19 protein-coding genes and 1 pseudogene are annotated in these 23,974 nt (G+C 62.1%); 1 reads left to right on the top strand and 19 read right to left on the bottom strand.

The genetic code is table 11. The features are described 5' to 3' along the window. Positions 1-4: 4 nt before the first annotated feature. The 9 genes from ACFJIT_RS06720 to ACFJIT_RS06680 all read right to left on the bottom strand — a co-directional run bounded on the left by ACFJIT_RS06720 (position 5) and on the right by ACFJIT_RS06680 (position 8,702). Entirely contained in the window at positions 5-1,117 is a 1,113-nt protein-coding gene (locus tag ACFJIT_RS06720) for a copper resistance protein B (protein WP_130522611.1), read from the bottom strand. Continuing rightward, positions 1,114-3,012, bottom strand: coding sequence for a copper resistance system multicopper oxidase (locus ACFJIT_RS06715; RefSeq protein WP_130522612.1), 1,899 nt, complete (start codon positions 3,010-3,012; stop codon positions 1,114-1,116). Before ACFJIT_RS06715 ends, ACFJIT_RS06720 begins: the two co-directional genes overlap by 4 nt. 123 nt (positions 3,013-3,135) lie before the next feature. Next, positions 3,136-3,552 (bottom strand): CopL family metal-binding regulatory protein, encoded by a 417-nt coding sequence (locus tag ACFJIT_RS06710; protein ID WP_165394506.1) that lies wholly within the window; start codon positions 3,550-3,552, stop codon positions 3,136-3,138. 412 nt (positions 3,553-3,964) lie between these two features. Continuing rightward, entirely contained in the window at positions 3,965-5,200 is a 1,236-nt protein-coding gene (arsJ, locus tag ACFJIT_RS06705) for an organoarsenical effux MFS transporter ArsJ (RefSeq protein ID WP_130522613.1), read from the bottom strand. Between the two features lie 4 nt (positions 5,201-5,204). Beyond that, on the bottom strand, positions 5,205-6,209 hold the full coding sequence (locus tag ACFJIT_RS06700; RefSeq protein ID WP_162456375.1) for an ArsJ-associated glyceraldehyde-3-phosphate dehydrogenase: 1,005 nt from the start codon (positions 6,207-6,209) through the stop codon (positions 5,205-5,207). A 33-nt stretch (positions 6,210-6,242) separates the two neighbouring features. Further along, entirely contained in the window at positions 6,243-6,740 is a 498-nt protein-coding gene (locus ACFJIT_RS06695; RefSeq protein ID WP_130522615.1) for an arsenate reductase ArsC, read from the bottom strand. 24 nt (positions 6,741-6,764) lie between these two features. Continuing rightward, positions 6,765-7,832, bottom strand: coding sequence for an ACR3 family arsenite efflux transporter (gene arsB / locus ACFJIT_RS06690; protein WP_379655385.1), 1,068 nt, complete (start codon positions 7,830-7,832; stop codon positions 6,765-6,767). Beyond that, positions 7,829-8,173: a helix-turn-helix transcriptional regulator gene (locus ACFJIT_RS06685; RefSeq protein ID WP_130522616.1), complete on the bottom strand. Its 345-nt coding sequence runs from the start codon at positions 8,171-8,173 to the stop codon at positions 7,829-7,831. The genes arsB and ACFJIT_RS06685 overlap by 4 nt, the downstream gene beginning before the upstream one ends. 172 nt (positions 8,174-8,345) lie before the next feature. Then, positions 8,346-8,702, bottom strand: coding sequence for a helix-turn-helix domain-containing protein (locus ACFJIT_RS06680; RefSeq protein ID WP_130522617.1), 357 nt, complete (start codon positions 8,700-8,702; stop codon positions 8,346-8,348). Between the two features lie 94 nt (positions 8,703-8,796). On the opposite strand from ACFJIT_RS06680, the gene ACFJIT_RS06675 reads away from it, so the two are divergent. Further along, positions 8,797-9,567: a hypothetical protein gene (locus ACFJIT_RS06675; protein WP_130522618.1), complete on the top strand. Its 771-nt coding sequence runs from the start codon at positions 8,797-8,799 to the stop codon at positions 9,565-9,567. A 73-nt stretch (positions 9,568-9,640) separates the two neighbouring features. Here the strand turns inward: ACFJIT_RS06675 and ACFJIT_RS06670 are convergent, their stop codons facing one another. The 10 genes and pseudogenes from ACFJIT_RS06670 to carA all read right to left on the bottom strand — a co-directional run bounded on the left by ACFJIT_RS06670 (position 9,641) and on the right by carA (position 23,820). Beyond that, positions 9,641-11,407 (bottom strand): DHH family phosphoesterase, encoded by a 1,767-nt coding sequence (locus ACFJIT_RS06670; protein ID WP_130522619.1) that lies wholly within the window; start codon positions 11,405-11,407, stop codon positions 9,641-9,643. Beyond that, the gene (locus ACFJIT_RS06665; protein ID WP_130522620.1) at positions 11,404-11,910 is read right to left on the bottom strand and encodes a hypothetical protein; all 507 of its coding nucleotides are present in this window, start codon (positions 11,908-11,910) and stop codon (positions 11,404-11,406) included. Before ACFJIT_RS06665 ends, ACFJIT_RS06670 begins: the two co-directional genes overlap by 4 nt. Continuing rightward, positions 11,907-14,048 (bottom strand): hypothetical protein, encoded by a 2,142-nt coding sequence (locus tag ACFJIT_RS06660; RefSeq protein WP_162456376.1) that lies wholly within the window; start codon positions 14,046-14,048, stop codon positions 11,907-11,909. Before ACFJIT_RS06660 ends, ACFJIT_RS06665 begins: the two co-directional genes overlap by 4 nt. A 1-nt stretch (position 14,049) precedes the next feature. Beyond that, a complete protein-coding gene (locus ACFJIT_RS06655) occupies positions 14,050-15,645 on the bottom strand; it encodes a hypothetical protein (RefSeq protein WP_162456377.1) in 1,596 nt (531 codons plus the stop codon). After that, positions 15,627-16,817, bottom strand: coding sequence for a tyrosine-type recombinase/integrase (locus ACFJIT_RS06650; protein ID WP_130522623.1), 1,191 nt, complete (start codon positions 16,815-16,817; stop codon positions 15,627-15,629). The genes ACFJIT_RS06655 and ACFJIT_RS06650 overlap by 19 nt, the downstream gene beginning before the upstream one ends. A 385-nt stretch (positions 16,818-17,202) precedes the next feature. Next, positions 17,203-17,818: pseudogene (locus ACFJIT_RS06645) on the bottom strand (DHH family phosphoesterase); the annotation flags it as partial. Beyond that, a complete protein-coding gene (locus tag ACFJIT_RS06640) occupies positions 17,815-18,732 on the bottom strand; it encodes a phosphoglycerate mutase (RefSeq protein WP_337052601.1) in 918 nt (305 codons plus the stop codon). The gene ACFJIT_RS06640 and the pseudogene ACFJIT_RS06645, both read right to left, overlap by 4 nt. Positions 18,733-18,878: 146 nt before the next feature. Beyond that, positions 18,879-19,355 (bottom strand): transcription elongation factor GreA, encoded by a 477-nt coding sequence (gene greA, locus ACFJIT_RS06635; RefSeq protein ID WP_130518259.1) that lies wholly within the window; start codon positions 19,353-19,355, stop codon positions 18,879-18,881. Beyond that, complete coding sequence (gene carB / locus ACFJIT_RS06630) at positions 19,352-22,594, bottom strand: carbamoyl-phosphate synthase large subunit (RefSeq protein WP_337052603.1); 3,243 nt, start codon at positions 22,592-22,594, stop codon at positions 19,352-19,354. Before carB ends, greA begins: the two co-directional genes overlap by 4 nt. Positions 22,595-22,689: 95 nt before the next feature. Beyond that, positions 22,690-23,820, bottom strand: coding sequence for a glutamine-hydrolyzing carbamoyl-phosphate synthase small subunit (gene carA / locus ACFJIT_RS06625; protein ID WP_337052605.1), 1,131 nt, complete (start codon positions 23,818-23,820; stop codon positions 22,690-22,692). Positions 23,821-23,974 lie beyond the last annotated feature (154 nt).

Below are 23,974 nucleotides of genomic sequence, written 5' to 3'. Positions count from 1 at the left end.
CCAATCAGAACCAGATGCGGATGCCCGCCACAAAGCGGGTGTCGTTGACGTCTTCACCTTCTTCACGGCGCAAATCCGCGGTGCGGCCGAAGGCTCGTTCATGGACTACTCCGAGGTAAGGCGCGAATTGCCGGGTGAACTCGTAGCGCAGGCGCACGCCGGCTTCGGCGGTGCTCAGGCCGGAACCGATGCCGCGGCGCGCGTCGTTCTTGCCGTAGACATTGACTTCAATCAGCGGCTGCAGGATCAGCCGGTTGGTCAGCAACGTTTCGTACTCAGCTTCCAGGCGCGCACCGGTTTGCCCGGATTGGCCGATGTAGGCCGTGGCCTCGACTTCGAACTTGTATGGCGCCAGGCCCTGCACGCCGATCGCGACGAAGTTCTGCGAATCGCCGGGCTTGAAGTCGTGGCGCATGCCGGCGACCACGTCCCACCAGGTCGAAACGCTGCGCCCGTAAAGCACTTCCAGATCGGCCGACTCGGTACGCCCATCGACCCGCTCGCCTTCGCTGCGCCACCACAGGCGGTCCAGGTCTGTGCCGATCCAGCCTTGTCCTTCCCAAGCCTGCCCCTTGCCCGGATCGGCATTCCAGCCTTCCAGGCGATTGAGTAGCGTATAGCTGTGGATGGCATTATCGAGGTGTTCCATGTGCTTGGAGGGCGGCATGGCGGCAGCGCGGTCGGCTTCGATGATCGGCGGAATCGGCGTGCGCGGCTCGCCAGGTGCCATCTCCATGTCGCCGTGCTGCATGCCGGGCATGGCTTCCATCGACATGCCGGCCATGTCATGCCCCATGCCAGCGTGGTCCATCGGCGGTGCGATTTCGGCGGGGGGCTCCGGCATCGCATGGTCCATCTTGGAATGATCCATCGGCATCGCGGCAGGTTTGGCTGCCGTGGCCGGTGCCATCGGGTGCCCGGCATGGGGATCCGCAACCGCAGGCTTGGCGGCTATTTTCGGCGCCGGCTCGGCTACTGGCTGCTTCTTCGCCGTCGGCTTGGTTTCGGTCGACGGCGACATCGGCATGGCCATCTTCGAATGGTCCATTTCCTGCGCCCCGGCGGGCAGTGCCGTTGCCAGCGCGATGCCCAGCAGTGAGGTCTTCAAGGCATTCATGCGACGCCCTCCCCTACCTGCACGGCCCGCATCATGCCTGCCTCCATGTGATAGAGCAGGTGGCAGTGGTAAGCCCACAGGCCCAATGCATCGGCACGCACGCGGTAACTACGCTTGCTGCCTGGCGGCATGTCCACGGTGTGCTTGCGCACCATGAAGTTGCCGGCGGCGTCTTCCACATCGCTCCACATGCCGTGCAGATGGATCGGATGGGTCATCATGGTGTCGTTGACCAACACGATGCGTACGCGCTCGCCGTAGTTGAGCCGCAATGGCGTCACCTCGGAGAACTTCTGCCCGTTGAAGCCCCAGGCGAACTTCTCCATGTGCCCGGTCAGGTGCAGTTGGATCTCTCGACCGGGATCGCGGCCATCCGGATCCTCGAACGTGCTCTTGAGCATCGAATAACTAAGCACGGTGCGGCCGTTGTCGCGCAGGCCGTTGCCCGGATCGTCGAGGCGCGAGCTGACGGTCATCGCCTGGTTGTCGAGCAGCGGGTTGCGCGTTTCGCTGGCCGGGTGTGTGACCATGCTCCCGGGGTCCATGTCCGCCATCGCGCCGCCTTTCATGCCGGCCATGTCATGACCCGCGTCCGGATCGGCATTGGCCGGCTTCGACTCCTGCGTCATCGCGCCGTGGTCCATGCCGGCCATGCCCATGTTGGCGCCGCAGCTCATTTCCATGCCCTTGCCGCCGGACATATCCATGCCGCCCATGCTTCCATGATCCATTCCCATGTCCTGCATGGTCAGCAACGGGCGCGGATCGATCGCCGGGACCGGTGCGCGCAGGCCTTCGCGCACCGCCAGCGTGCCGCTCACGTAACCGGTGCGGCCCATATCCTGGGCAAAGATCGTGAAGGCATCCTGCCCCGACGGCTCGACGATCACATCAAAGGTCTCAGCCACCGCGATGCGGAATTCGTCCACAGTCACTGGATGCACGTATTGCCCATCGGCGGCGACCACGGTCATCTTCAGACCCGGGATGCGCACGTCGAAATAAGTCATCGCCGAACCGTTGATGAAACGCAGCCGCACCTTTTCCCCGCTGCGGAACAGACCGGTCCAATTGCCCAACGCCGTGGTGCCGTTCATCAGATAGGTGTAGGTGTTCGCGTTGACGTCCGACAGGTCAGTCGGCGACATGCGCATCTGCCCCCACATCTTGCGATCCTCGACCGTGGCGGCCACGCCATCGCGCTTTGCATCGTTGAAGAAGTCCCCGACGGTGCGCATGTAGTAGTTGTCGTACATCGACATCTTCTTCAGCCGCGCGAACAGCCGTGTCGGATCCATGTCGGTCCAGTCGGACAGCATGACCACGTAGTCTCGATCGTAGGCGAAGGGTTCCGGTGCGATCGGATCGATGATCAGCGGCCCGTACAAGCCGGCCTGTTCCTGGAACGCCGAATGGCTGTGGTACCAGTAGGTACCGCCCTGGTTGACCGTAAAACGGTATTGATACGCCTCGCCACGGGCGATGCCGTTGAAACTCAGCCCTGGCACGCCGTCCATGTTGGCCGGCAGGATGATGCCGTGCCAATGGATCGAGGTTTCATTGCCGTGGATCGAGCCGGTGGGTAACGCGTTCGCCACGCGCAGGTTCACCGTGGTGCCTTCACGCCAGCGCAGGATCGGTGCCGGCAGCGAGCCGTTCACAGTGATCGCCGGCCGCACACGCCCGGTGAAGTCCATCGGGGTTTCGCCGATGGTCAGATCGAAGTCGGTGCCGGCCAGGACGTTGGCGTTGCCGGGGCCTTTCAGCGCCCAGCTGTTCTTGGGCCACAACCCCAACCCCAGCGCCGCACCACCGGCGGCCAGACCTTGCACGAAGCGGCGGCGCGATGGCTGGAATGCGCCATCTGCCGTCCAGCCGAATTTTTCGGAAAACATGGAAACTCCATCAACGCGTCCAGAGGATCCGGTGTTAAGACCGGAACAGCCTGCGATCCCATGCGGTTCACAGCACGGTAAAACACACGCAAGCGAAGGGGCGCCGCAGGCGCCTTGGGACACTTAGCCGATGGGAGGTCGGACCAGATGCGGCAACGTGGGATCCGCGTGACGGAGGGACAGCGGACGGACCACGTCCGAGTGCAGCGGGCCCACGCCAAAGGCGGCCACGGTCATGAGTGCAGCCGCAACGGCCTGCGTACAGGCGCATCGGCAGACACTGGACTTGCAGCAATCCGGGGTCGAGTGCTTGGTTTTTTGCGCCTGTTCAGCAGGCAGCGCTCCGACAGTATTCGACGAGGAGCGTTCTGCCGTCATCTGCGCCATGTCGTGGCAGGGCGAACTACTCGACATCGCCACAGTCATCGGGTGTGATCGGGTCTGTCCCGTCGACACGCTATCCGGTGAAGCGCCAGGCATCAGTATGACGGACGCAGCTGCCGTCCCTGCCCCATTCAGGATCAGGGCAACGATCAGCATCACGCGCAACAGGGCAGACCGCAACGTCATTCAAATACTCTACCCCAGTCTGGCAGTGCGGGCCAGTCACATCCAGACACGAGCAGTCTGGAGTTCACTTCCAGGTTATCGAAGTGTTACGTCGCCGAACGGAGTTCGTTCTCGCCTTTCTCGTACTGGTTGATTCGAGGGCTCGCTGCTGTGGGTCAATATTGGTAGGCGAGCTGCGGCGACTCCCCCTTCGCACCTACCCGGCGAGTGAGCTGGGCTTGAATGGCGACACTCGCAGACGTGGACGTCATCGAAGTTCCTTGGCCGAAGCAGTGTTGGGAAGTACAACGCGATGCCCAGTCAATGTCGATCGAAGGTCTGCATTGACGCCTGTCCTGGACAGTGTACGAGCCGGAATGCCTGGTTGATGCGTCCGTGGACGTCACGAGGACTCGACGTCCACAGCCGCCAAGGGTTTGTGCCGGGGGAGCGACAGGGAAATCGCGGCGGCGAGCCCTACCAGCACTGCCGAGATCCACAGGCACGCCGCCAAGCCCGCCACCTGGAATATCCACCCGGACAGCACGGTACCCAACAATCGGCCAAGCGCATTGGCCATGTAATAGAAGCCTACGTCGAGGGAAACGCCGTCTTCGCTGGCGTAGCTGACGATCAGGTAGCTGTGCAGCGAAGAGTTGATCGCGAACAGCACCCCGAATACCAGCAAGCCAACGACCAGGATCGTCTGTACGGACTCCTCACGCGCCAGCAGCATCGCCATCACCGCCGGCACGAGCGCCAGGATCGCCGCGCATACGAAAGCCGAGCGTCCGTCTGGCACCTTGCCGCTGCGCTTGCCGGTGAAATACGGCACCACCGACTGCACGATGCCGTAGCCGATGATCCATACGGCCAGAAAGCCACCGACCTGCCAGAAATCCCAGCCCAGCGTCTGCGCCAGGAACACCGGCAGCGCGACCACGAACCATACGTCGCGGGCACCGAACAGGAATAGCCGTGCTGCCGACAGCAAGTTGATCGCCCGGCTCTTGGAGAAGATGTCGCGGAACTTCGGCTTGTGCTTTGCCTTGCCCAGGTCGCGCTTGAGCAACGCCAGGCTCAACAGCCATACGATCAGCAGCACGCCGGCCATCAGCGCCACCGCCGGCGCAAACCCCATCGTGGTCAGCATGGCGCCGCCGAGGAAGAAGCCGATGCCCTTGAGCGCGTTCTTCGAGCCGGTCAGCGCCGCCACCCAGCGGAACAGGGCCCCCTGCTGATCGCCCGGCACCAGCAGCTTGATGCTGCTCTTGGCGCTCATCTTGTTGAGGTCCTTGGCGATGCCCGACAGCGCCTGCGCCGACATCACCCAGGGCACGGTCAGCCATGCGCCGGGCACCAGCAACATCGACAGGGCCACGACCTGCAGGGCCAAGCCGATGTTCATCGTCCGGTTGAGGCCGATCCGCGCGCCCAGCCAGCCGCCGACCAGATTGGTGACGACGCCGAAGATCTCGTAGAACAGGAACAGCAGCGCTACCTGCAACGGCGAGTAGCCCAACTGGTGGAAGTGCAGCACCACCAGCATGCGCAATGCACCGTCGGTCAAAGTGAAGGCCCAGTAGTTGCCCGTGATCAACAGGTACTGGCGAACATCGGGCGACAGGCGGGACAACATGGACTTACCCTGCCTGACCCACCAACTGGACCAACTCGGCGGTACGGTTCACGTAGCCCCATTCGTTGTCGTACCAAGCGTAGATCTTCACCTGGGTGCCATTGATCACCATCGTCGACAACGCGTCGACGATGCTGGAGCGCGGGTCGGTCTGGAAATCGATTGATACCAACGGCTGGGTTTCGTAACCCAGGATGCCGTTGAGCTCGCCCTCGGCGGCGGCCTGCAAAAACGCGTTGACTTCCTCGACCGTGGTCGGCCGCTCGACCTCGAACACGCAGTCCGTCAGCGAGGCATTGGTCAGCGGCACGCGCACGGCATGACCGTTCAACCGCCCCTTCAGTTCGGGGAATATCTCGGCGATCGCGGTGGCCGAGCCGGTCGAAGTCGGGATCAGGCTGCTGCCACAGGCCCGAGCGCGGCGCAGGTCCTTGTGGGGCGCATCGACGATGACCTGAGTGTTGGTCAGGCTGTGGATCGTGGTCAGGCTGCCATGGCGGATGCCCAGCTTTTCGTGGATCACCTTGACCACCGGCGCGAGGCAATTGGTCGTGCACGAGGCAGCCGAGACGATGCGGTGCTGGGCCGGATCGAAGCGCTGCTGGTTCACGCCCATGACGATGTCGAGCGCGCCGGCCGACTTGACCGGTGCAGTGACGACCACACGCTTCACGCCCTGGTCGAGGTAGGGCCGCAGCACGTCGGGTTTGCGGAACTTGCCCGAGGCCTCGATGACCACATCGCAGCCGGACCAATCGGTGGCGGCGATGTCCTTGTTGCGGGCCACCGGGATACGGACGCCATCGATCACGAGGGCATCGCCATCGGCGATCGCCTCGTGCTGCCAGCGGCCATGGATCGAATCGAAGTTCAGCAGGTGCGCCAGGGTGGCCGCGTCACCGGCCGGGTCGTTGATCTGAACGAAGGAAAGCGCGGGATTGCCCCAGGCGGCGCGCAGGGTCAGGCGCCCCATGCGACCAAAGCCGTTGATGCCGATGCGTAGAGTCATGGTGGCGTGCAGTCGAAAGGAAGACGAAAGGTATCAGGTGGACGCCGTGCCGATCTCGCGGACGCGGGTCTCCAGCACCAGGCGATCGAGGGCTTCGACCTTCAGCGCCATCAGCAACGCGATCCGGTGCTGCAACAGATGAAGTGCATTGGTGAAGGCGCGGCGCACCTGGTCCTCGGTGCCGGTGACTTCGGCCGGATCCGGGACGCCCCAATGCGCGGTGATCGGCTGGCCGGGCCACACCGGGCACGTCTCGCTGGCGGCACGATCGCATACGGTGATGACGATATCCATCTGCGGCGCATCCGGTTCGGCAAACTCGTCCCAGGCCTTGCTACGCAGGCTGTCGGTCGACAATCCGACGTCCTGCAATACCTTCAAGGTCATCGGATGGATCTGGCCGCGCGGCTGGCTGCCGGCGCTGTAGGCATTGAATCGTGTCTTGCCCAGTTGGTTGGCCAAGGCTTCGCCCATGATGCTGCGGGCGGAATTGCCGGTGCACAGGAACAGGAGGTTGTAGCGACGGCTCATGACAGGGTCTCGGGGTTGGGCAAATCAGGGGCGCGCTTCGTACCACGCCTTGGAGGCGGTCACGATGCGTACGACGGACAACATGACGGGAACCTCGACCAGCACGCCGACGACGGTCGCCAGCGCCGCGCCGGAGTGGACGCCGAAGACGCTGACGGCGGTGGCCACGGCCAGTTCGAAGAAATTGCTGGCGCCGATCAATGCGGAAGGTCCGGCCACGCAATGGGCAACACCGAACTTGCGGTTGAGCCAGTAGGCCACCCCGGCGTTGAGATACACCTGGATCAGGATCGGCACGGCCAGCATGGCGATGATCAGCGGTTGTGCGACGATCTGCCGACCCTGGAAGCCGAACAACAGAACCAGCGTGACCAGCAAGGCGCCAAGCGAGACCGGCCCCAGTCGCTTCAGCAGGGCTTGCAGCGCCGCCTCGCCACCTCGCTGCAGGATCCAGCGACGCAGGACCGCGGCGATCAGCACGGGCACGATGATGTAGAGCTCCACCGACAGCAGCAGCGTCGACCATGGCACGGTGATCGACGAAATGCCCAGCAGCAAGCCCACAACCGGGGCGAAGGCGAACACCATGATCGCGTCGTTGAGCGCGACCTGGCTGAGGGTGAATTGCGGCTCGCCCTCGCACAGATTGCTCCAGACGAACACCATGGCCGTGCATGGCGCCGCGGCCAGCAGGATCAGCCCGGCGATATATGAATCCAACTGATCCGCCGGCAGATAACGGGCAAAGACGTGGCGGACGAAGAGCCAGCCCAGCAGCGCCATCGAGAACGGCTTGACCGCCCAGTTGACGAATACGGTGACGCCGATGCCTTTCCAGTGCTGCTTGACCTGTCCCATCGCGCCGAAGTCGATCTTCAGCAGCATCGGGATGATCATCAACCAGATCAGTACCGCGACCGGCAGGTTGACCTTGGCGATCTCCATCGCGCCCAGCGCGGCAAAGCCGTCGGGAAACAGGTAGCCCAGTCCGGTGCCGACGACGATGCACAAGGCCACCCACAAGGTCAGGTGGCGCTCGAAACCGCCCATGCGCCGGGAAAGCGGTACCGGTGAAGCGATCGTCTCGTTCATGCCGCGTCCTTCCTCCGGCGCGTGGGCTCGCACACCTGGCTTGGCAGGCAGTTCGTGGCACCGCCACAGCAGTTGCGGGTCAGGAAGGCGATCAAATTGGTCATGGCCTCGAAGTTGGCGCGATAGCGCTTGAAGCGACCGCGCGCCTCGCACTCGATCAAACCGGCACCACTGAGCTCCTTCAGGTGGAAGGTCAGCGTGGCGCCGGGCAGCGACAGGGTCTCGGCGATCTCGCCGGCCAACCGGCCTTGGGGACCTGCCTCGACCAGCAGGCGGAAGACCGATAGCCGGGTGGTCTGGCCCAAGGCGGCGAGCGAGAGGGTTGCGTCTTTGATTTCCATTTTTCTAAAATAATCGAATATACGAAGCGTAGCAACCCGCGATGACAGGAAAACGACAGCCTGGCTGGCACTGGCCTCACCTTCTCCTGCTGGCCGGCTTGCCGCTGGTGGCGATGGTCGCCATCCGCCTGCATTTGCCCACCACCGCAGTACTGTTCGGCTGGGTGCCTAGCTATTCCGCGGCACTGCGTGATCTCTTCGCTTTTGGCGCCTTGTTAGCTTCGACCAGCTTGACCAGCTCTTTCTTCTTGCGCAGGGACAGGCCGTTCCACTGCAGCAGAAGTTCAGCGAGCAGGTCGTCCTCGGTATAGAGAAAGGCCGGCGGGATGCCCAGCACCTCGGCTAGCCGCTTAGCCCGTTTGAGCTGGGGTTCGTGCTTGCCGCGCTCGTATTGATTGATTGTGGGAGAGGCCACGGCAGGATCCAAGCCGGCAAGCACACCGAGTTGCGTCTGCGACAGGCCTGAGCGCTCACGCGCCTGGGCCAGTCGTAGCGCAAAAACCGGGTATTTTGCCGTTCGAGTCGTCACTACCACCCCCTAAGGAAGCCTTAAGGATGGCGGAAGTGACCGGTTCTTGGATACTAAGTTATTCTTAGAGCCCCAACAACCACCTCTGCCCTACATGGCGTCGCCCGCCCCCGCCACCGTCGATGAACTCGGGCTAAGAGGATGCCTGTACCTATGGGCGCTATTGACTGGGCAGGAATACCGCCTACCGATCGCGCAGACCAAGCGGATGACCCTGGTAGCTATGGGGTACTTACAGGAGCGCGGCGTCATCGAAGTGCCTTGGCCAGAGGCACGCTGGGAACTAAAGCCCGATGCCCGGATCACGCCGATCGAAGGCTTGCAGTGGCATCTGTCCTGGGCCGTGTATGAGCCGGAGCGGTTGGTCGATGCGCTGGATGACTACTTCAACTCCCTGGAACGCGACGACTTTACGACGGCAGAACGATTGCGGCTTTGGACCGAACTGGGATCCGCCGAGGCCGAACGTTTCTTCGAGCAGCAACTGCTGAAGCATCGGTTCTCCGGTGAGTGGGCACAGGACATCGCGTTCGCCTATCGGGAAAGCGGAGTAGTACTAACGGTAGCCCAGTGGCGCTACTGTGCCTGGGCGGCAGTACGGCGTGGCGCTTCCATGGCCATGCAGCACGGACCCCAGGTGGATGGCCTGCGCGACACGATCTATCAGGAAATACGCCGACGTGCGACTTCAGTAGCGAGCGGCACGTGGGATGGCTGTTCGTTTCCGCCCTTTAACCCGCAACCTGAAAGCGCATTGGGTCGCGGCTTCGTTCATAGGCTGACGCGCTTGGGACAACTCTATTGGACAGGGTGGCCAAGTACAGAGGTGTTGATTGGCCACGGTCTCGAACATTGTCGTGTTTAACAGATGCTGCGGATCGTGACGGTTCTGTCCCACTCATTTCGCAACGCGTGGCTAGGTCATCCAAACTGCACAATCAACGCAAATCGATCCCCCGAATTATCAGCTGCAGCCGGGTGTTGCCGCGGTAACTTTGCGCATCCAGACAATAAGCAAACGTCACGCTGACTCCAACACTGACAGGAGGGTTCCCCTCTTTGTTGGCTCCAAACCAGACCGCATCGATGTCAGTTGCGCTGTTTGAGAGCCGTAACTTCAAGTGGGTTCCGTCGCCAATCAGGCGCATATCGTTCACGCGCCAAGTACCCATGAATATTGGCTGCTCGAATTCTCGGCCATAGGGCTCCAACGCCGACAACTCGCGTACATGATCTAAACCAGGTGCTTCGAGCAACCCGTCAACTAGCAGATACGGTGATGGCAGTTCTTCGCCATAGGCTTCTTTGACACACGTATCCCATGCATCAACCAAGGTGGGAATATCGCTTCGCTTCACCTTGAGCCCGCCCGCACCACGATGCCCGCCAGCGCTCAACAATAGGCCTGGCCAGCGTTGTTTAATTAATGTCAGCGCTTGCAGGACGTTAACGTGCGGCGTTGTTCGTATTGATCCGGTGGCAATGCTCTCGTCACTCGCAAGCGGCGATAGGCATATCGTTGGCAATCCGAACTGCTCCACCATTCGAGTGGCGGTAATACCGTGAACCCCTGCATGCGACCGTTCCCCCAGCCATAGACAGAGTCCGAGTCGCCCATCGCGGATACCGGCTTTAGCCAAAGGTTCTGCAATACTGCGCAGTGTCGCTTCAATGTCCTTTCGCTCGCGATTGTTGGAATCAAGTTCCTGGAGGATGCGGAATGCCTCCTCCTCGCTGGTGGCACACAGAAACTCCACCCCCAGCATGGCATCGGTTAGCCGGCCTCTAGCATTTATGCGTGTCGCGATCTGAAATGCAATATCGGCAGCTGTCCAGTCCCCTTCCTTCTTTAGCAAGCGGCGCATAGCTTGCCAACAAGGTCGCGGCTTCGAATTCATCAAACGGAGCCCGCGCTGCACGATCATTCGATTGTTTAGCGAGTACGCAAGAGACGACGCGTCCGCAATGGTCCCAACCGCGCAATAATCTAGAAGATCAGAGACACGTGGCGATTCCGGGGTTAAAGACCCACGCTCAATTAACAGCTCGCGAGTAGCCGCCATGACCAGCAATGCGGTATGGCAACCGGCTATCGCCTTATCTGGAAATTTGCTATCGCGCCGCACCGGGTTCACCACGGCATGAGCTGATTGCGGCGGCCCTTCTTCGGGAATGCCGTGATGATCCGTCACCACGACGGAATGGCCAGCAGCGACCAACCGGGAGATTCGCATCTCATCGGTACTCCCCTGATCCGCCGTAATAATGCACGTGCTTGGCGGAAGCTGAGGGAGCATGCGATCGACTAGCGCATCGCTGAGGCCGTACCCCTCGATCATCTTATGCGAGAGAAAACTATAGATTCGGCCAACCGGATACCCCATCGCCACTAGAGCGTTTTTGAGAATCGCGTGGGAAGTGGCGCCATCAGCATCGTGATCAGTAACCAGAGCAATTGGTGTGTGCGCAGAGATTGCGTCGGCAAGGTGCCCGGAGGCCTTATCAATGTCGGGCAATGCGTGCGGCCCATCGATCTCGTTAGGCGATGGGATAATTAGGGAGCGAAGCTGCGAGAAGGAAACCCCATGTAATCGACCTGATATCACCCGCGCCTGCAACGGCGTATAGCCGAGACTAATGGCCTGCTCCTCCACAGGCTTATCGCGCGATCGATCCTTAAGCATCATGTTTGTGCTGTCTGTCATCGCCCAGGCTTTCCTGCAGAAGGCTTGATTGGGAAGACATTGCTGCCTGCCTTCCGACTCTTGACTGCAGAAATGTCACCCCCACAGAACAGGCAAGCTGAAGCCTCCTTGCATTCCTCTGCCAGAAGCGGGGTCAGCAAAGGCGTTATATCCGCGGAGCTGTGGTGAAACCGCCTATATATTTCGACATGATGCTGTCGAAGCGCTTGAACTTGACGTTGAGCCACAGCTAGTTCTTCTTGCAGCCGTTCGTTTTGAGCGCGGAACAGCGCAATCAATGCTTCGCCTGAAGTAGATCGGCGCCCTGCCTTCAACGATTTCAGCGTTTCCGCTACAACATGATCATAACGCCTTAGAGTCGTTCTCGATGCGGGCACACGTGCCGAAACCTCGCTCGCATTGAATACGTAGCCCTTCCCGAGCTTCGCCGCCTCATCCGCCAACTCATGAATTACCGTGCGAATGCGACCAGACAATTCTTCACCGCGAAGTTGTTTTCTCATTTCGCTACAACCTCGACTCCGAGCCCCATCTGCTCCAGCTTGAGGGTCGTATTACTGAAAATACGCAGGTAATGACTGAACATGGGAGACTCCGAAGGAATAACTTTCAGCGCCACCTGCGCCTCGCTACGAAGGCGTCTGATCTCAGCGACATGCCCAGAATTGTTGCGATCTACGATCAGATGCTCGCAAGCGCCACTATTCTCCTCACTATCTCCACCGCAGGTGAAACAGCTGAGATAGTGTGGGCACGGGTTCATTGCCCAATTTAGGGTACACAGACCGTGCGGCATGATGTTTATCATTCGCAGTGCACCCGCCAGATATTCCTCCGCTTGCTCTCTAGAGATATCCGCCAGACGCGAATATGTGTCGCTGATCTCGCCGACGATCACTCCGTCTCGCACGGCATTCCTTAAGCGTTCTGCTCGCTCTTCGCTCGACGTTTGGTCATATGTGGCATTCTGACCGACGTCCTTGCGACCAAAGATCAGAGCAATCTGCTGCTGACTAAGACCGCCTCGCTGATACTGTGTGTTGAGCCAGTGCCGCACGTCATGCCAAGTAAACTTGGCGATCTCGCCTGTCCTTGGATCTACAATCCCGAATCTCTGAAAAACACTAATCTTTGTTTTTCCATCATTTCGACTTAGCCACCGCGCCAAGTCGGTGACGGTGACCGCTAGAAAATCGCTAGTGCGAGAATTTCCACCCCGGCCGCGCCTGCGGAGCAGCAACGCCTCGTGAGCTTCCAGGTATGATTCTCCCCCTGGGCCTCTAATGAGGGCAAATGATCGTTTGAATTGGGCCTCCAGGCCTTCATCTCTAACCGGATTCGGATAAAACTCTCCTCGCAACTGCATTTCTCTGGCGTCTTGAATGATCGCTCGGACAGACGGATACAGCTTGTGTGTTGTGGTTCGCGCGCGCAGCTTGAATTGATTCTCGTTAATGAGTCGAGGATCGAAATTCCAACTGCGTATTTCCTTCCCCTTGCAGGTCATGGTGCGGAGCTCACCTGCGCGGGCGGCACGCTGCTCGGCCAGCATCCTTTCCAGGCTCATGTACGTCACGCCCAGTCTGCGACCTGCTTCAGACTTATTACCACCGCACTCCTCTAACGTGCCGATCGCATCGATCAGCTTCTTCTTGAACTTGTGCCAAACCGCATCGGGATTAATGAGCCGATTGGCTGGATCTGCGGTCCATTCGTGCGCGAATTTTGATGTGAAGTAGCATGCAGCCGCCTCATTGGAAGACACCTTAAGCCAATCGACTGGCTCATTCTCACGCTGTTGCGCGGCAAGCTTTCGCAAATCCTCGGTGGAAGATTTCAATGCGGAAACAGCGGCACGGATTGCCGGCACTAGACTGGGAGGCACCACCTTTGGAACGGGACGCCCTTTCTTCTCGGGGAAGTACAGCAATTGCAAGGCGCCATCGTGCTCGATGAGACAATTTTCCGGCAAATTCGCCAACTCGCCCACACGAAATCCGGCCCCGACATCGATAGTGAAAATCTGCAGATAGAAGCGATCGATGTCACTTATATCGTCTCTTGAATTGACAGCAATCAGGTCGCGTATGACCTCGTCTGGCATTAACTTTTCATGGCGACCTGCATCATTGCCCTTGCGCCCGTGCTTAGCTGGCTTCTTCATGCCGGAGACGTAGCTCAGTCTCGATCGCGTCCGCAAATTCAGCCACTTCGCGAACGTCGCGAGCACCTTGCATAGTCCGTATGCGCCCGCAGCTGCGCGATTCTTTCTGATCCGCCGTTCTGCAGCGTAGAAATCTTCGTTCTTGAGCGTGTCGAATGACCGTGCCCCGAGAACTTCCCCTAAAATTGCCACGACCGTTAAGCGGGCCTGAGCCGAACCTTCTCCAAGATTTCGTGTCATCCGTCCATGGAGAATCCAAATCTTGCATGCCGCCTTCAAGTTGGCATGAACGATCTTGTCAAAGTAGAGGTATCTGCTGATGCCATTGCCAGGACGTAACACCCATGAAATTACATTCCATTGATCCGATTCGAATGACGCTCCAGGCGGAATCAAGGCGAGCAAATGCGACCCCAACTCCGAAATTGAGGAATCCGCCGTGTGCTCATGCAGCCAACGAGAAAGTGCGGCCGACATCCTAATGCCCCTCTTCAATAGCCGTGATCACGTCTTTGATCCCGGCGTATACCTGTTCAAAATCCTTGCCCAATTTGCTGCGCTCTTTTCCAGCCTCGGCATGGCTCCATCGTTCATGTTCGCGCTGGACATACTTCATTGAAGCGCTGTGATCGCCATCCCGCCACGCTTGAAAATGTGGGCATCCTCCGTAGCACGCCCAAAACGGATGAGTTGGGCACGCCCCGCTGCTGCCACATGAGCCAACGACAGCGGGGGCGCCCGAGTGAAAATCGGGAACGAGAATTTGCTTCTCTCCTAACGCAGGTACAACCACGCCTTGAAAGAAGGCCGCATTAAGACCGGCGAATAGCCCGCCTAGTGCACGGTCTGCTCGCTCGATGGCAGGCAGCAACTCCGAAGCCACCGCATCAATGTAGGCCTGAGCCGATGTAGGATCATCGTGCTCGAAGATTGTCTGGATTTCGTCTCGAGGAGTACCCTGCATGGCAAGACGCGTTCCGCCGGTATGACGAACGCGCTTCGCTCCAAAAACAAGTACCTTTCCAGTCCTTGGACTGACGATATTGCTTTCAATACTCCATCGACGCAGCAATCTGGTCATGGTGCCCGTAGGTACCTGCCCATGCTCATGCCACTCCATCGGAAGTTCTAGACCGTATTGATCGCGCGAACCGATAGTGGTTGCATTTCGATTGTTGCCGCCTTGTTTTCTGCCTGGCACGACAATCAATCGGTCGAATTTTTCCTGTAGAGCCAAGAGTAATGGGCGGTCGCCCAATGCCTGTATCGATTTCCCCAGCGCCTCGCTTACAGGCCACAACTCGGCAACATCGCCCGTTTGCGCCTTTACCTTCGGAATTCTTAAAAAGTATTGCCAGCGTTGCCCCTTATAGGTGACCAAGGCATCTTTGCGCATACCAAGTAGTTGCAGTGGACGCTTATAGGTCTCAAAGAGAATCCAGCCAAAAACCCGGATAATGCATTCAACATCAGATTCATCACCTACGGGCATGGCCAATGCGCGTCGGGCCAGTTCCGACTCCCCCGACGTGTATGCCCCAGTCTCTGCATTCCAGGTCAGTACGTCCTGCATGCCCGCCGGTTGTGGCCACGCGACCCATTCGTCCATTTCCAGTGCGATAGCTGGGCTCGCTCCCGCCATTGATCGCTGAGCCATCTCCCTATAGAAGATTCGGAGCATTGTTCGAGCTTCTTTTGAAAGCAGCACCCACATTGCTGCCCATTCCTTGATGGACAGAGCGCCAAGCCCACCTGAAAGCTCTATCCCCAGACTGTTTGCCGCCATAACAAGGCCATGCAACATCCGATGCACGTGCTGCGCCCACGACGCGGATTTGGTTCGCAATTGCTCCAATGCAATAACTTGCAAAGGCTCAACAACAGCATTTGACAGTCCGCCCTGTCGCCAATCCAACCTCCTCGCTGAACCACCCAGGCTGAACCGCCAGACATCATCCGTTACGTCGATAAACACTGGGGCGTCTGGATTGAATTCATTGCGGACGAATTTGCGTCCGTCCGAACCTTCCCACAGGCCAGTTTCATGGTTCTGCATCATTGCAATGCCGTCCATGACCAGTTCTCATTTTCGGATCGCATCACTCCCTTCGCTCGGTCGGCTCGAGCACGTCTTGAATAGATCTCAAGGCTCTTTTCGCTCTCCCAGCCACCCCAGTACACAAGATCCTGCAGTTCCTGATTGGTCTTGGCGCGCAGGTACATCCGATTGAAGAAGGCGTGTCGTGCCAGATGCCAGTGGAAGTTGATGCCAGTTGCCGCCTTGATCGCGGACGCCACATCATTCGCAGTGCTGATAGAAAGCGGCTTACCGTTCGTTGCTACGATCAGGAATGGATGGGGAAGGACCCACCGATATACCTGGCGGCCATGCTCCTTGACCGAGGCGCGACGAAAGCGAGTCGTGTATTGGGCAATTAGATGCGGAAACCTGGTCTCCTTCCATAGAAAGCGAAGGTCGCGACTTAGGGTTTTTGGCCTTGGGGCATGCGCTCCTCTCGAGTCAATCACTCCGTCGTCACGCTCTTCGATCCTGACGACACTAATGTAGTTGCGACCCAACGCCGGACAGTCCTGGAGCCTCAGGCTTAGCACCTCACCAAGTCGCAAGCCGAACTCAATCGTCAATCTCCAAAGTAGATAGTCCCGCCATGCAATATCTTGGCCGACGTTCCTACTTCTATTTTCAGGTAATAGAAATTCTTCGATCCGCGCCAGTTCTTCGTCCGTCAGATCTGGCGCTACTCTCTTCTTCCGCGTCTTGATCCGTGTCCTTGTCCACTCGCGACCTTGCGAGTTGGCAAGAAGTTCGATTTGCATAACGCGTTCTGCGACTGCTGAATTCGATGTCGCATACTGAGTTATGAAATGCACACAGATTTGTCGGCAGAAGTGCAGGGTCTGGTTGTGTGTGGTTCTCGATTCAGGCGTGAGCCTTGCTTTCCCGTCCTCACCTAGCCGTACCCGCAACCAGGCCGAGAAAGCGGAGATCTGCGACGGCGCCAAGCCTTCACCACTCAGGAGTTGTGCATCCAAGTCAACGCCGCGCTCGTCAGCCCATGAGTACAAGCTTGCGATCCCGTATAGCGATCCTGACCTTGTCTTCTGCGAGTCGCTCTTCTGAGCGAGATGCGTTTCATAGATGGACGACGCGATCGGCAGTCGACCGGATTCGCGATGCATCAAGACGTACCGGCTGGTTGCGTCCTGATCCAGGAACGGAATCACCCTATACGCCAAGCTAACTCGGTCAGGCCTCAAAGTGAACACCTATGAAGTTTATATCATTGATATAAATAGACTTATCTATAAGTCCAATACATGCCGCGCCTAAGACGTTAACGAAAGTTGCGTAGAAGGGCAACCAGTCAATATCCCTCTCAGGATTTAGGGGGGCAAAGACCGATCTAGGGCAGGTCTAGGAGCTTTGACCCTAGAAGAAAGTGTCCAGATCCGCCCCCACCTAAGTCGGCGATGGTGCCGACGGCGACCAGGTCGAGCAGTGCAGTCAGATCGGGCCGGTTTTTCGGAGGAACGCGGCCATGGAGGTCCGCCGTCTGATGCTCGCGATCAGCGCCTGCCCTCGACTCGCTCGAAGGATGATCGCCATGAAGCCTGCGACGCAGCGCCAGCAGCACGTAGAACATCACCCCGACCCCGGCCAGCGCCTTGCTGGGGAAGCCGTCGCCGGCCAGGTTGGGATTGACGATGGCGTGCGCGGGCGGCAGCGCGGCGCCGGGCAGATGGTGGTCGGTGACCAGCACCTGCCAGCCCAGGGCGCGCGCCTGCGCGATGCCGGCATGGCAGGCGATGCCGTGGTCGACGGTGACCAGCAGGTCGGGCTTGAGCGCGGCCAGCTCGGACACCAGCGAGGGCGACAGTCCGTAGCCGTGGGTCACGCGATTGGGCACCGCGGGGGTGACGTGGCGCGCGCCGAGCAGGATCAGCCCGCGCACGGCGACCGCGCAGGCCGTGGCGCCATCGCAGTCGAAGTCGCCGACCACGACGATGTGCCGGTCCTGCGCGATGGCCTCGGCCAGCAGCGCCACCGCCGCGTCCATGCCGCCGAGCAGCTCCGGTGGATGCAGCTGGGCCAGGCGCGGTCGCGCCTGGGCTTCGGCCAGGGCACCGCGCCCGGCGTAGATCCGCTGCAGCAGCGGCGGCACGGCGTCCGACCACGGGCCGCCGGCGGCGACGCTGCGCCGGGAGATGCGGGTGGCCGGCCTCATGCGTCCAGGCGTGTCAGCGTGCGGCGCAGCAGGCGCCAGCGCTGGCCGGCGGTGAGCCTGAAGCGCGCGCCGTCCTGGAAGTCCAGCACCACGCGCGCCAGCTCGCCGCGGCGCAGCTCGGCCAGTAGCGGCGCCAGCACCTGGTCGGTGAACATCGCCGGCGACTTGAGATGGCGCAGGTCGACCAGCGCGTCGACGCCCTGTTCGAGGGCATCGAAGGTGCCGGCCTGGCGCGCCAGCGCCAGCAGCAGCTCGTCGCGGCTGCGCACCTGCCGATACGGCGTGGTGACCGCCTGCGGCAGCACGCCCGGACCCCAGAACCACAGCGCGTTGACCGCCGGCTTGCCCTGCGCGGCGCGCTGGGCGTTCCAGGGATGCTGGTGCAGCAGTACCTGGGCTTCGGTGAACAGCGCGCGCCAGCGGCGCCCGGCATCGCCATGCGGCAGATGGCCGAACAGGTCGTCTCCCAGCACCTGCTCGGGCGCGGCGAATTCGGGCAGCGGCGTGTCGCTGAGCAGGCGCAGATACCAGCGCGCGGGCGTCGGCGCGTCCAGCAGGAAGCCGGCATCGCCGAACAGCGGCTTGAGCGCCGGCAGCAGCGCATCGACGTCGGCCTGTTCCAGGCCCAGCGCGGGTCCATGCGCGAGCAGGCGCGCGCCGGTCATGTCCGGCGCCAGAAAGGCGGGATCTGCGCGCAGCCAGCGCGACTGGGCGGCATCGCCGGCGTCGAGCTGCCGGGTCAGCGCCGCGACCGGCCAGTGATCGGGGACCAGTTGGAAATGGCGGCGCAGTTGGGCGCGCTCGCCCGCCTCGCCCTGGTCGCGGTCGGCGCGGGCCAGGGCCTTGCCGGCCTGGGGCGGCAGCTCGCCGGCGAGCTGGGCACGCGCCGGCAGCAGCAAGGTCGCGGACGCCATGCTAGTGCGACGGACCAAGGTCGAGGCGCACGTGACGCATCGAGCGAAGACGCGCGGCGTGCTTCAGCGCCCGGCCGAAGCTATGCCGCGCGATCGCGCCATCGCACCGCAGGCGATCAACGCCGCGCATCGGCACGCCCACGCGCTCAGGCGCCGTAGGAGACGCTGACGATCTCGTACTCGTGTTCGCCCGCGGGCGCCTGGATGGTGACGCTGTCGCCCTCGTTCTTGCCGATCAGCGCGCGCGCGATCGGCGAGGAGATGGCGATCAGCGACTGCTTGATGTCCGCCTCCAGGTCACCCACGATCTGGTACTTCTTCTCCTCGTCGGTGTCGACGTCGGCCAGCACCACTGTGGCGCCGAACACCACGCGCGTCCCGGCGTTGAGCGCGGCCACGTCGATCACCTCGGCGGTGGACAGCTCGCTCTCCAGCTGGTTGATGCGGCCTTCGATGAAGCCCTGCTGCTCGCGGGCGGCGTGGTACTCGGCGTTTTCCTTCAGGTCGCCGTGCGCACGCGCCTCGGCGATGGCGGCGATCACTTCCGGACGCTTGACCGACTTGAGGTGGTCGAGCTCGTCACGCAGGCGCTGGGCGCCCTGCTTGGTGATGGGGGCTCTCATGCTTGCAACTCCTTGTGCAGCTCCTGCAGCGCCAGCACGGGGCCGGTGCCGCGGAACTCCAGCGAATTCACCAGCGCGCGCGCGCCGGCGATGGTGGTCGAATACGTGAGGCGCTGCTGCAGCGCTTCACGACGGATGGAGAACGAGTCGGAGATCGCGCGACGGCCCTCGGTCGTGTTGACGATGTAGACGATCTCGCCATTCTTGATCAGGTCCACGATATGCGGGCGGCCGTCGGTGACCTTGTTGACCTGCGCGCATTCGAAGCCGTGCGCGCGCAGCCATTGTGCCGTACCGACCGTGGCCACCAACGTGAATCCGCGCTCGACCAGCGCCTGGGCCACCGGCAGCACGCGCTGCTTGTCCGGGTCGCGCACCGAGACGAAGGCCTTGCCCGGCTGCGGGGCCTTGATGCCGCCAGCCTCCTGCGCGCGCGCCATCGCCGCGCCGAAGCTGCGACCCACGCCCATCACCTCGCCGGTCGAACGCATCTCCGGCCCCAGGATCGGATCGACGCCCTGGAACTTGGCGAACGGGAAGATCGCCTCCTTCACCGAGTAGTAGTCCGGCACGACCTCGACCGTGGCGCCCTGCTCGGCCAGCGTCTTGCCGGCCATGCAGCGTGCGGCGATCTTGGCCAGCGCCACACCGGTGGCCTTGGACACGAACGGCACCGTGCGCGAGGCGCGCGGATTGACTTCCAGCAGGTAGACCACGTCCTGGCCGTCGTCGCCGGTCTGGATGGCGAACTGGGTGTTCATCAGGCCGACCACGTTCAGGGCCTTGGCCAGCTCCACCACCTGGCGGCGCAGCTCGGCCTGGGTCTGGGCGGAGAGCGAGTACGGCGGCAGCGAGCACGAGGAGTCGCCCGAGTGCACGCCGGCTTCCTCGATGTGCTCCATCACCCCGCCGATCAGGACCTGACCGTCCTTGTCGGCGATGATGTCCACATCGCACTCGACCGCGTTGTCCAGGAAGCGGTCCAGCAGCACCGGCGAATCGTTGGACACCTTGACCGCATCGCGCACGTAGCGCGCCAGGTCCGATTCGCCATAGACGATCTCCATGGCGCGGCCGCCGAGCACGTAGCTCGGGCGCACCACCAGCGGATAGCCGATCTCGCGCGCCAGCAGCAGCGCTTCCTGGTCGTTGCGGGCGATGCGGTTGGGCGGCTGCTTCAGGCCGAGCTTGTCGACCAGCTGCTGGAAGCGCTCGCGGTCCTCGGCCAGGTCGATCGAATCGGGCGAGGTGCCGATCACCGGCACGCCGTTGGCTTCCAGCGCACGCGCCAGCTTCAGCGGGGTCTGGCCGCCGTACTGGACGATCAAGCCCTTGGGCTGCTCCAGCTCGACGATGGCCAGCACGTCTTCCAGCGTCAGCGGCTCGAAGTACAGACGGTCGGAGGTGTCGTAGTCGGTCGAGACGGTCTCCGGGTTGCAGTTGACCATGATGGTCTCGAACCCGTCCTCGCGCAGCGCCAGCGCCGCATGCACGCAGCAGTAGTCGAACTCGATGCCCTGGCCGATGCGGTTGGGGCCGCCGCCGAGGATCATGATCTTGTCGCGCTGGGTCGGCTGGGCCTCGCACTCGTCCTCGTAGGTCGAGTACAGGTAGGCGGTGCTGGTGGCGAACTCGGCCGCGCACGAGTCCACGCGCTTGTAGACCGGCTTGACGCCCAGCGCCTTGCGCAGCACGCGCACGGCGCCCTCGTCGGTGCCGGCCAGCTGGGCCAGGCGCGCATCGGAGAAGCCGGCGCGCTTGAGCCTGCGCATGCGCGCGGTGTCCAGCGAGCCCAGGCCTTCGGCGGCCACGCGCTGCTCCTCGGCGATGATCTCCTCGATCTGGTCCAGGAACCACGGATCGATGAAGGACAGCGCGTAGATCTCCTCCACGCTCATGCCGGCGCGGAACGCATCGCCCACGTAGAACAGACGCTCCGGGCCCGGGGCCTTGAGCTCGCGGCGCAGCGTGGCCAGGTCGTCCTCGCTGGCCAGGTCCAGGCCGGTGGGGTCGAAGCCGACCTTGCCGGTCTCCAGGCCGCGCAGCGCCTTCTGCACCGATTCCTGGAAGGTGCGGCCCATGGCCATCACCTCGCCCACCGACTTCATCTGCGTGGTCAGACGCGCGTCGGCCTGCGGGAACTTCTCGAAGGCAAAGCGCGGGATCTTGGTGACCACATAGTCGATCGAGGGCTCGAACGAGGCCGGGGTCAGGCCGCCGGTGATCTCGTTCTTCAGCTCATCCAGCGTATAGCCCACCGCCAGCTTGGCCGCGACCTTGGCGATCGGGAAGCCGGTGGCCTTGGAGGCCAGCGCCGAGGAGCGCGACACGCGCGGATTCATCTCGATCACCACCACCCGGCCGGTGGTCGGGCTGATGCCGAACTGCACGTTCGAGCCGCCGGTGTCCACGCCGATCTTGCGCAGCACCGCGATGGAGGCATCGCGCAGGCGCTGGTATTCCTTGTCGGTCAGGGTCTGGGCCGGGGCGACGGTGATCGAGTCGCCGGTGTGCACGCCCATCGGGTCCAGGTTCTCGATCGAGCAGACGATGATGCAGTTGTCCGCCGTGTCGCGGACCACTTCCATCTCGAACTCCTTCCAGCCCAGCACCGACTCTTCCACCAGCACTTCGTGCACCGGCGAGAGTTCCAGGCCGCGCTTGATGATCTCCTCGAACTCTTCCTTGTTGTAGGCGATGCCGCCGCCGGTGCCGCCCAACGTGAAGGACGGCCGGATGATGGTCGGGTAGCCGACCTTGGCCTGGATCTCGACGGCCTGCTCGAAGCTGCGCGCCACCTCGGCCTTGGGGCATTCCAGGCCGATCTCGCCCATGGCCACGCGGAACAGCTCGCGGTCCTCGGCCATGCGGATGGCGTCGCGCTTGGCGCCGATCAGCTCGACGTCGTACTTCTCCAGCACGCCGTGATCGGCCAGGTCCAGCGCGCAGTTCAGCGCGGTCTGGCCGCCCATGGTCGGCAGCAGCGCGTCGGGGCGCTCCTTGGCGATGATCTTCTCGACCGTCTGCCAGTTGATCGGCTCGATGTAGACCGCGTCGGCCATCTCCGGGTCGGTCATGATCGTGGCCGGGTTGGAGTTGACCAGCACCACGCGGTAGCCCTCGTCGCGCAGCGCCTTGCAGGCCTGTGCGCCGGAGTAGTCGAACTCGCAGGCCTGGCCGATGACGATCGGGCCGGCGCCGATGATGAGGATGGTCTTGAGGTCGGTGCGCTTTGGCATTTCGCTACTCGTGTTGGCGTCGCGCAGGCGGCGGCGACGCTGGAATCGGAAGGCATGGCCGCGGCCATGCCGACAAGGCGGTCAGATGCGCGGACTCAGCCGCGCGCCTGGGTTTCCATCAGCTCGACGAACCGGTCGAACAGCGGCGACACGTCATGCGGGCCGGGCGAGGCTTCCGGGTGGCCCTGGAAGGAGAACGCCGGCGCATCGGTCAGCGCGATGCCCTGGTTGGTGCCGTCGAACAGCGAGCGGTGCGTCACGCGCACATTGGCCGGGACGCTGGCCTCGTCCACCGCGAAGCCGTGGTTCTGCGAGGTGATCATCACCCGGCCCGAGTCCAGGTCGATGACCGGATGGTTGGCGCCGTGATGGCCGTGTCCCATCTTCACCGTCTTCGCCCCGGCGGCCAGCGCCAGCAGCTGATGGCCCAGGCAGATGCCGAAGGTCGGCACCTTCCTGGCGACGAATTCCTTGATCGCTTCGATGGCGTAGTCGCACGGCTCCGGATCGCCGGGGCCGTTGGACAGGAACACGCCGTCGGGATTGAGCGCCAGCACCTGCGCCGCAGGCGTCTGCGCCGGCACCACGGTCACCTCGCAGCCACGTTCGGCCAGCATGCGCAGGATGTTGAGCTTGACGCCGTAATCGTAGGCCACGACCTTGAACTTGGCCGCGGCCTGGACCGGCTTGCCGGTATCCAGGTCCAGCTGGCCCTCGGTCCACGGATAGGTCTTGTCGGTGGAGACCACCTTGGCCAGGTCCATGCCCTTGAGGCCGGGGAACTTGCGTGCAGCTTCCAGTGCCTGCTCGACATCGATCTGCCCGGCCATCAGCGCGCCGTTCTGCGCGCCCTTCTCGCGCAGGATGCGCGTGAGCTTGCGGGTGTCGATGCCGGCGATGGCGACCACGCCGCGCGCGGCCAGCCAGTCCTGCAGCGAGATCTGGCTGCGCCAGCTGCTGGGACGGCGCGGCACGTCGCGCACGATCAGGCCGGCCGACCAGACCTTGGCGGCCTCGTCGTCCTGGTCGGTGCAGCCGGTGTTGCCGATATGGGGATAGGTCAGCGTGACGAGCTGACGGGCGTAGGACGGATCGGTGACGATCTCCTGATAGCCGGTCATGGCGGTGTTGAACACCACTTCGCCGACGGACAGGCCGTTCGCGCCGACCGATTCACCCTCGAATACGGTGCCGTCTTCGAGGACCAGGATTGCGGGTTGGGTCACTGCAGGTTCGCCTTGGGGATGGGAGGAACCCTGCGCCCACGTCCAACTTGCGGCTGCAAGAAACCGCGGACGCGGCGCTTCTCCGGTCCGAGGCGATGTGGGTTAACAGGCGAGTGCGAATTGTACGGACCCGGCGCCCCCCGCGCCAGCCGCT

This window comes from Pseudoxanthomonas sp. UC19_8 (assembly GCF_042700505.1).
Taxonomy (GTDB): Bacteria; Pseudomonadota; Gammaproteobacteria; order Xanthomonadales; family Xanthomonadaceae; genus Pseudoxanthomonas_A; species Pseudoxanthomonas_A winnipegensis.
Note: the sequence above shows the minus strand (reverse complement) of the source record. Positions and strands in the feature narration are given on the sequence as shown.

Coding starts and splice junctions, on each gene's coding strand:
- greA (WP_130518259.1), bottom strand. CDS start 19,355: ATGAGAGCCCCCATCACCAAGCAGGGCGCCCAGCGCCTGCGTGACGAG.
- carB (WP_337052603.1), bottom strand. CDS start 22,594: ATGCCAAAGCGCACCGACCTCAAGACCATCCTCATCATCGGCGCCGGC.
- arsB (WP_379655385.1), bottom strand. CDS start 7,832: ATGAACGAGACGATCGCTTCACCGGTACCGCTTTCCCGGCGCATGGGC.
- ACFJIT_RS06670 (WP_130522619.1), bottom strand. CDS start 11,407: ATGACAGACAGCACAAACATGATGCTTAAGGATCGATCGCGCGATAAG.
- ACFJIT_RS06715 (WP_130522612.1), bottom strand. CDS start 3,012: ATGTTTTCCGAAAAATTCGGCTGGACGGCAGATGGCGCATTCCAGCCA.
- ACFJIT_RS06710 (WP_165394506.1), bottom strand. CDS start 3,552: ATGCTGATCGTTGCCCTGATCCTGAATGGGGCAGGGACGGCAGCTGCG.
- ACFJIT_RS06685 (WP_130522616.1), bottom strand. CDS start 8,173: ATGGAAATCAAAGACGCAACCCTCTCGCTCGCCGCCTTGGGCCAGACC.
- ACFJIT_RS06665 (WP_130522620.1), bottom strand. CDS start 11,910: ATGAGAAAACAACTTCGCGGTGAAGAATTGTCTGGTCGCATTCGCACG.
- ACFJIT_RS06660 (WP_162456376.1), bottom strand. CDS start 14,048: ATGTCGGCCGCACTTTCTCGTTGGCTGCATGAGCACACGGCGGATTCC.
- ACFJIT_RS06720 (WP_130522611.1), bottom strand. CDS start 1,117: ATGAATGCCTTGAAGACCTCACTGCTGGGCATCGCGCTGGCAACGGCA.
- ACFJIT_RS06640 (WP_337052601.1), bottom strand. CDS start 18,732: ATGGCGTCCGCGACCTTGCTGCTGCCGGCGCGTGCCCAGCTCGCCGGC.
- ACFJIT_RS06655 (WP_162456377.1), bottom strand. CDS start 15,645: ATGGACGGCATTGCAATGATGCAGAACCATGAAACTGGCCTGTGGGAA.
- arsJ (WP_130522613.1), bottom strand. CDS start 5,200: ATGTTGTCCCGCCTGTCGCCCGATGTTCGCCAGTACCTGTTGATCACG.
- ACFJIT_RS06700 (WP_162456375.1), bottom strand. CDS start 6,209: ATGACTCTACGCATCGGCATCAACGGCTTTGGTCGCATGGGGCGCCTG.
- ACFJIT_RS06695 (WP_130522615.1), bottom strand. CDS start 6,740: ATGAGCCGTCGCTACAACCTCCTGTTCCTGTGCACCGGCAATTCCGCC.
- ACFJIT_RS06675 (WP_130522618.1), top strand. CDS start 8,797: ATGGCGTCGCCCGCCCCCGCCACCGTCGATGAACTCGGGCTAAGAGGA.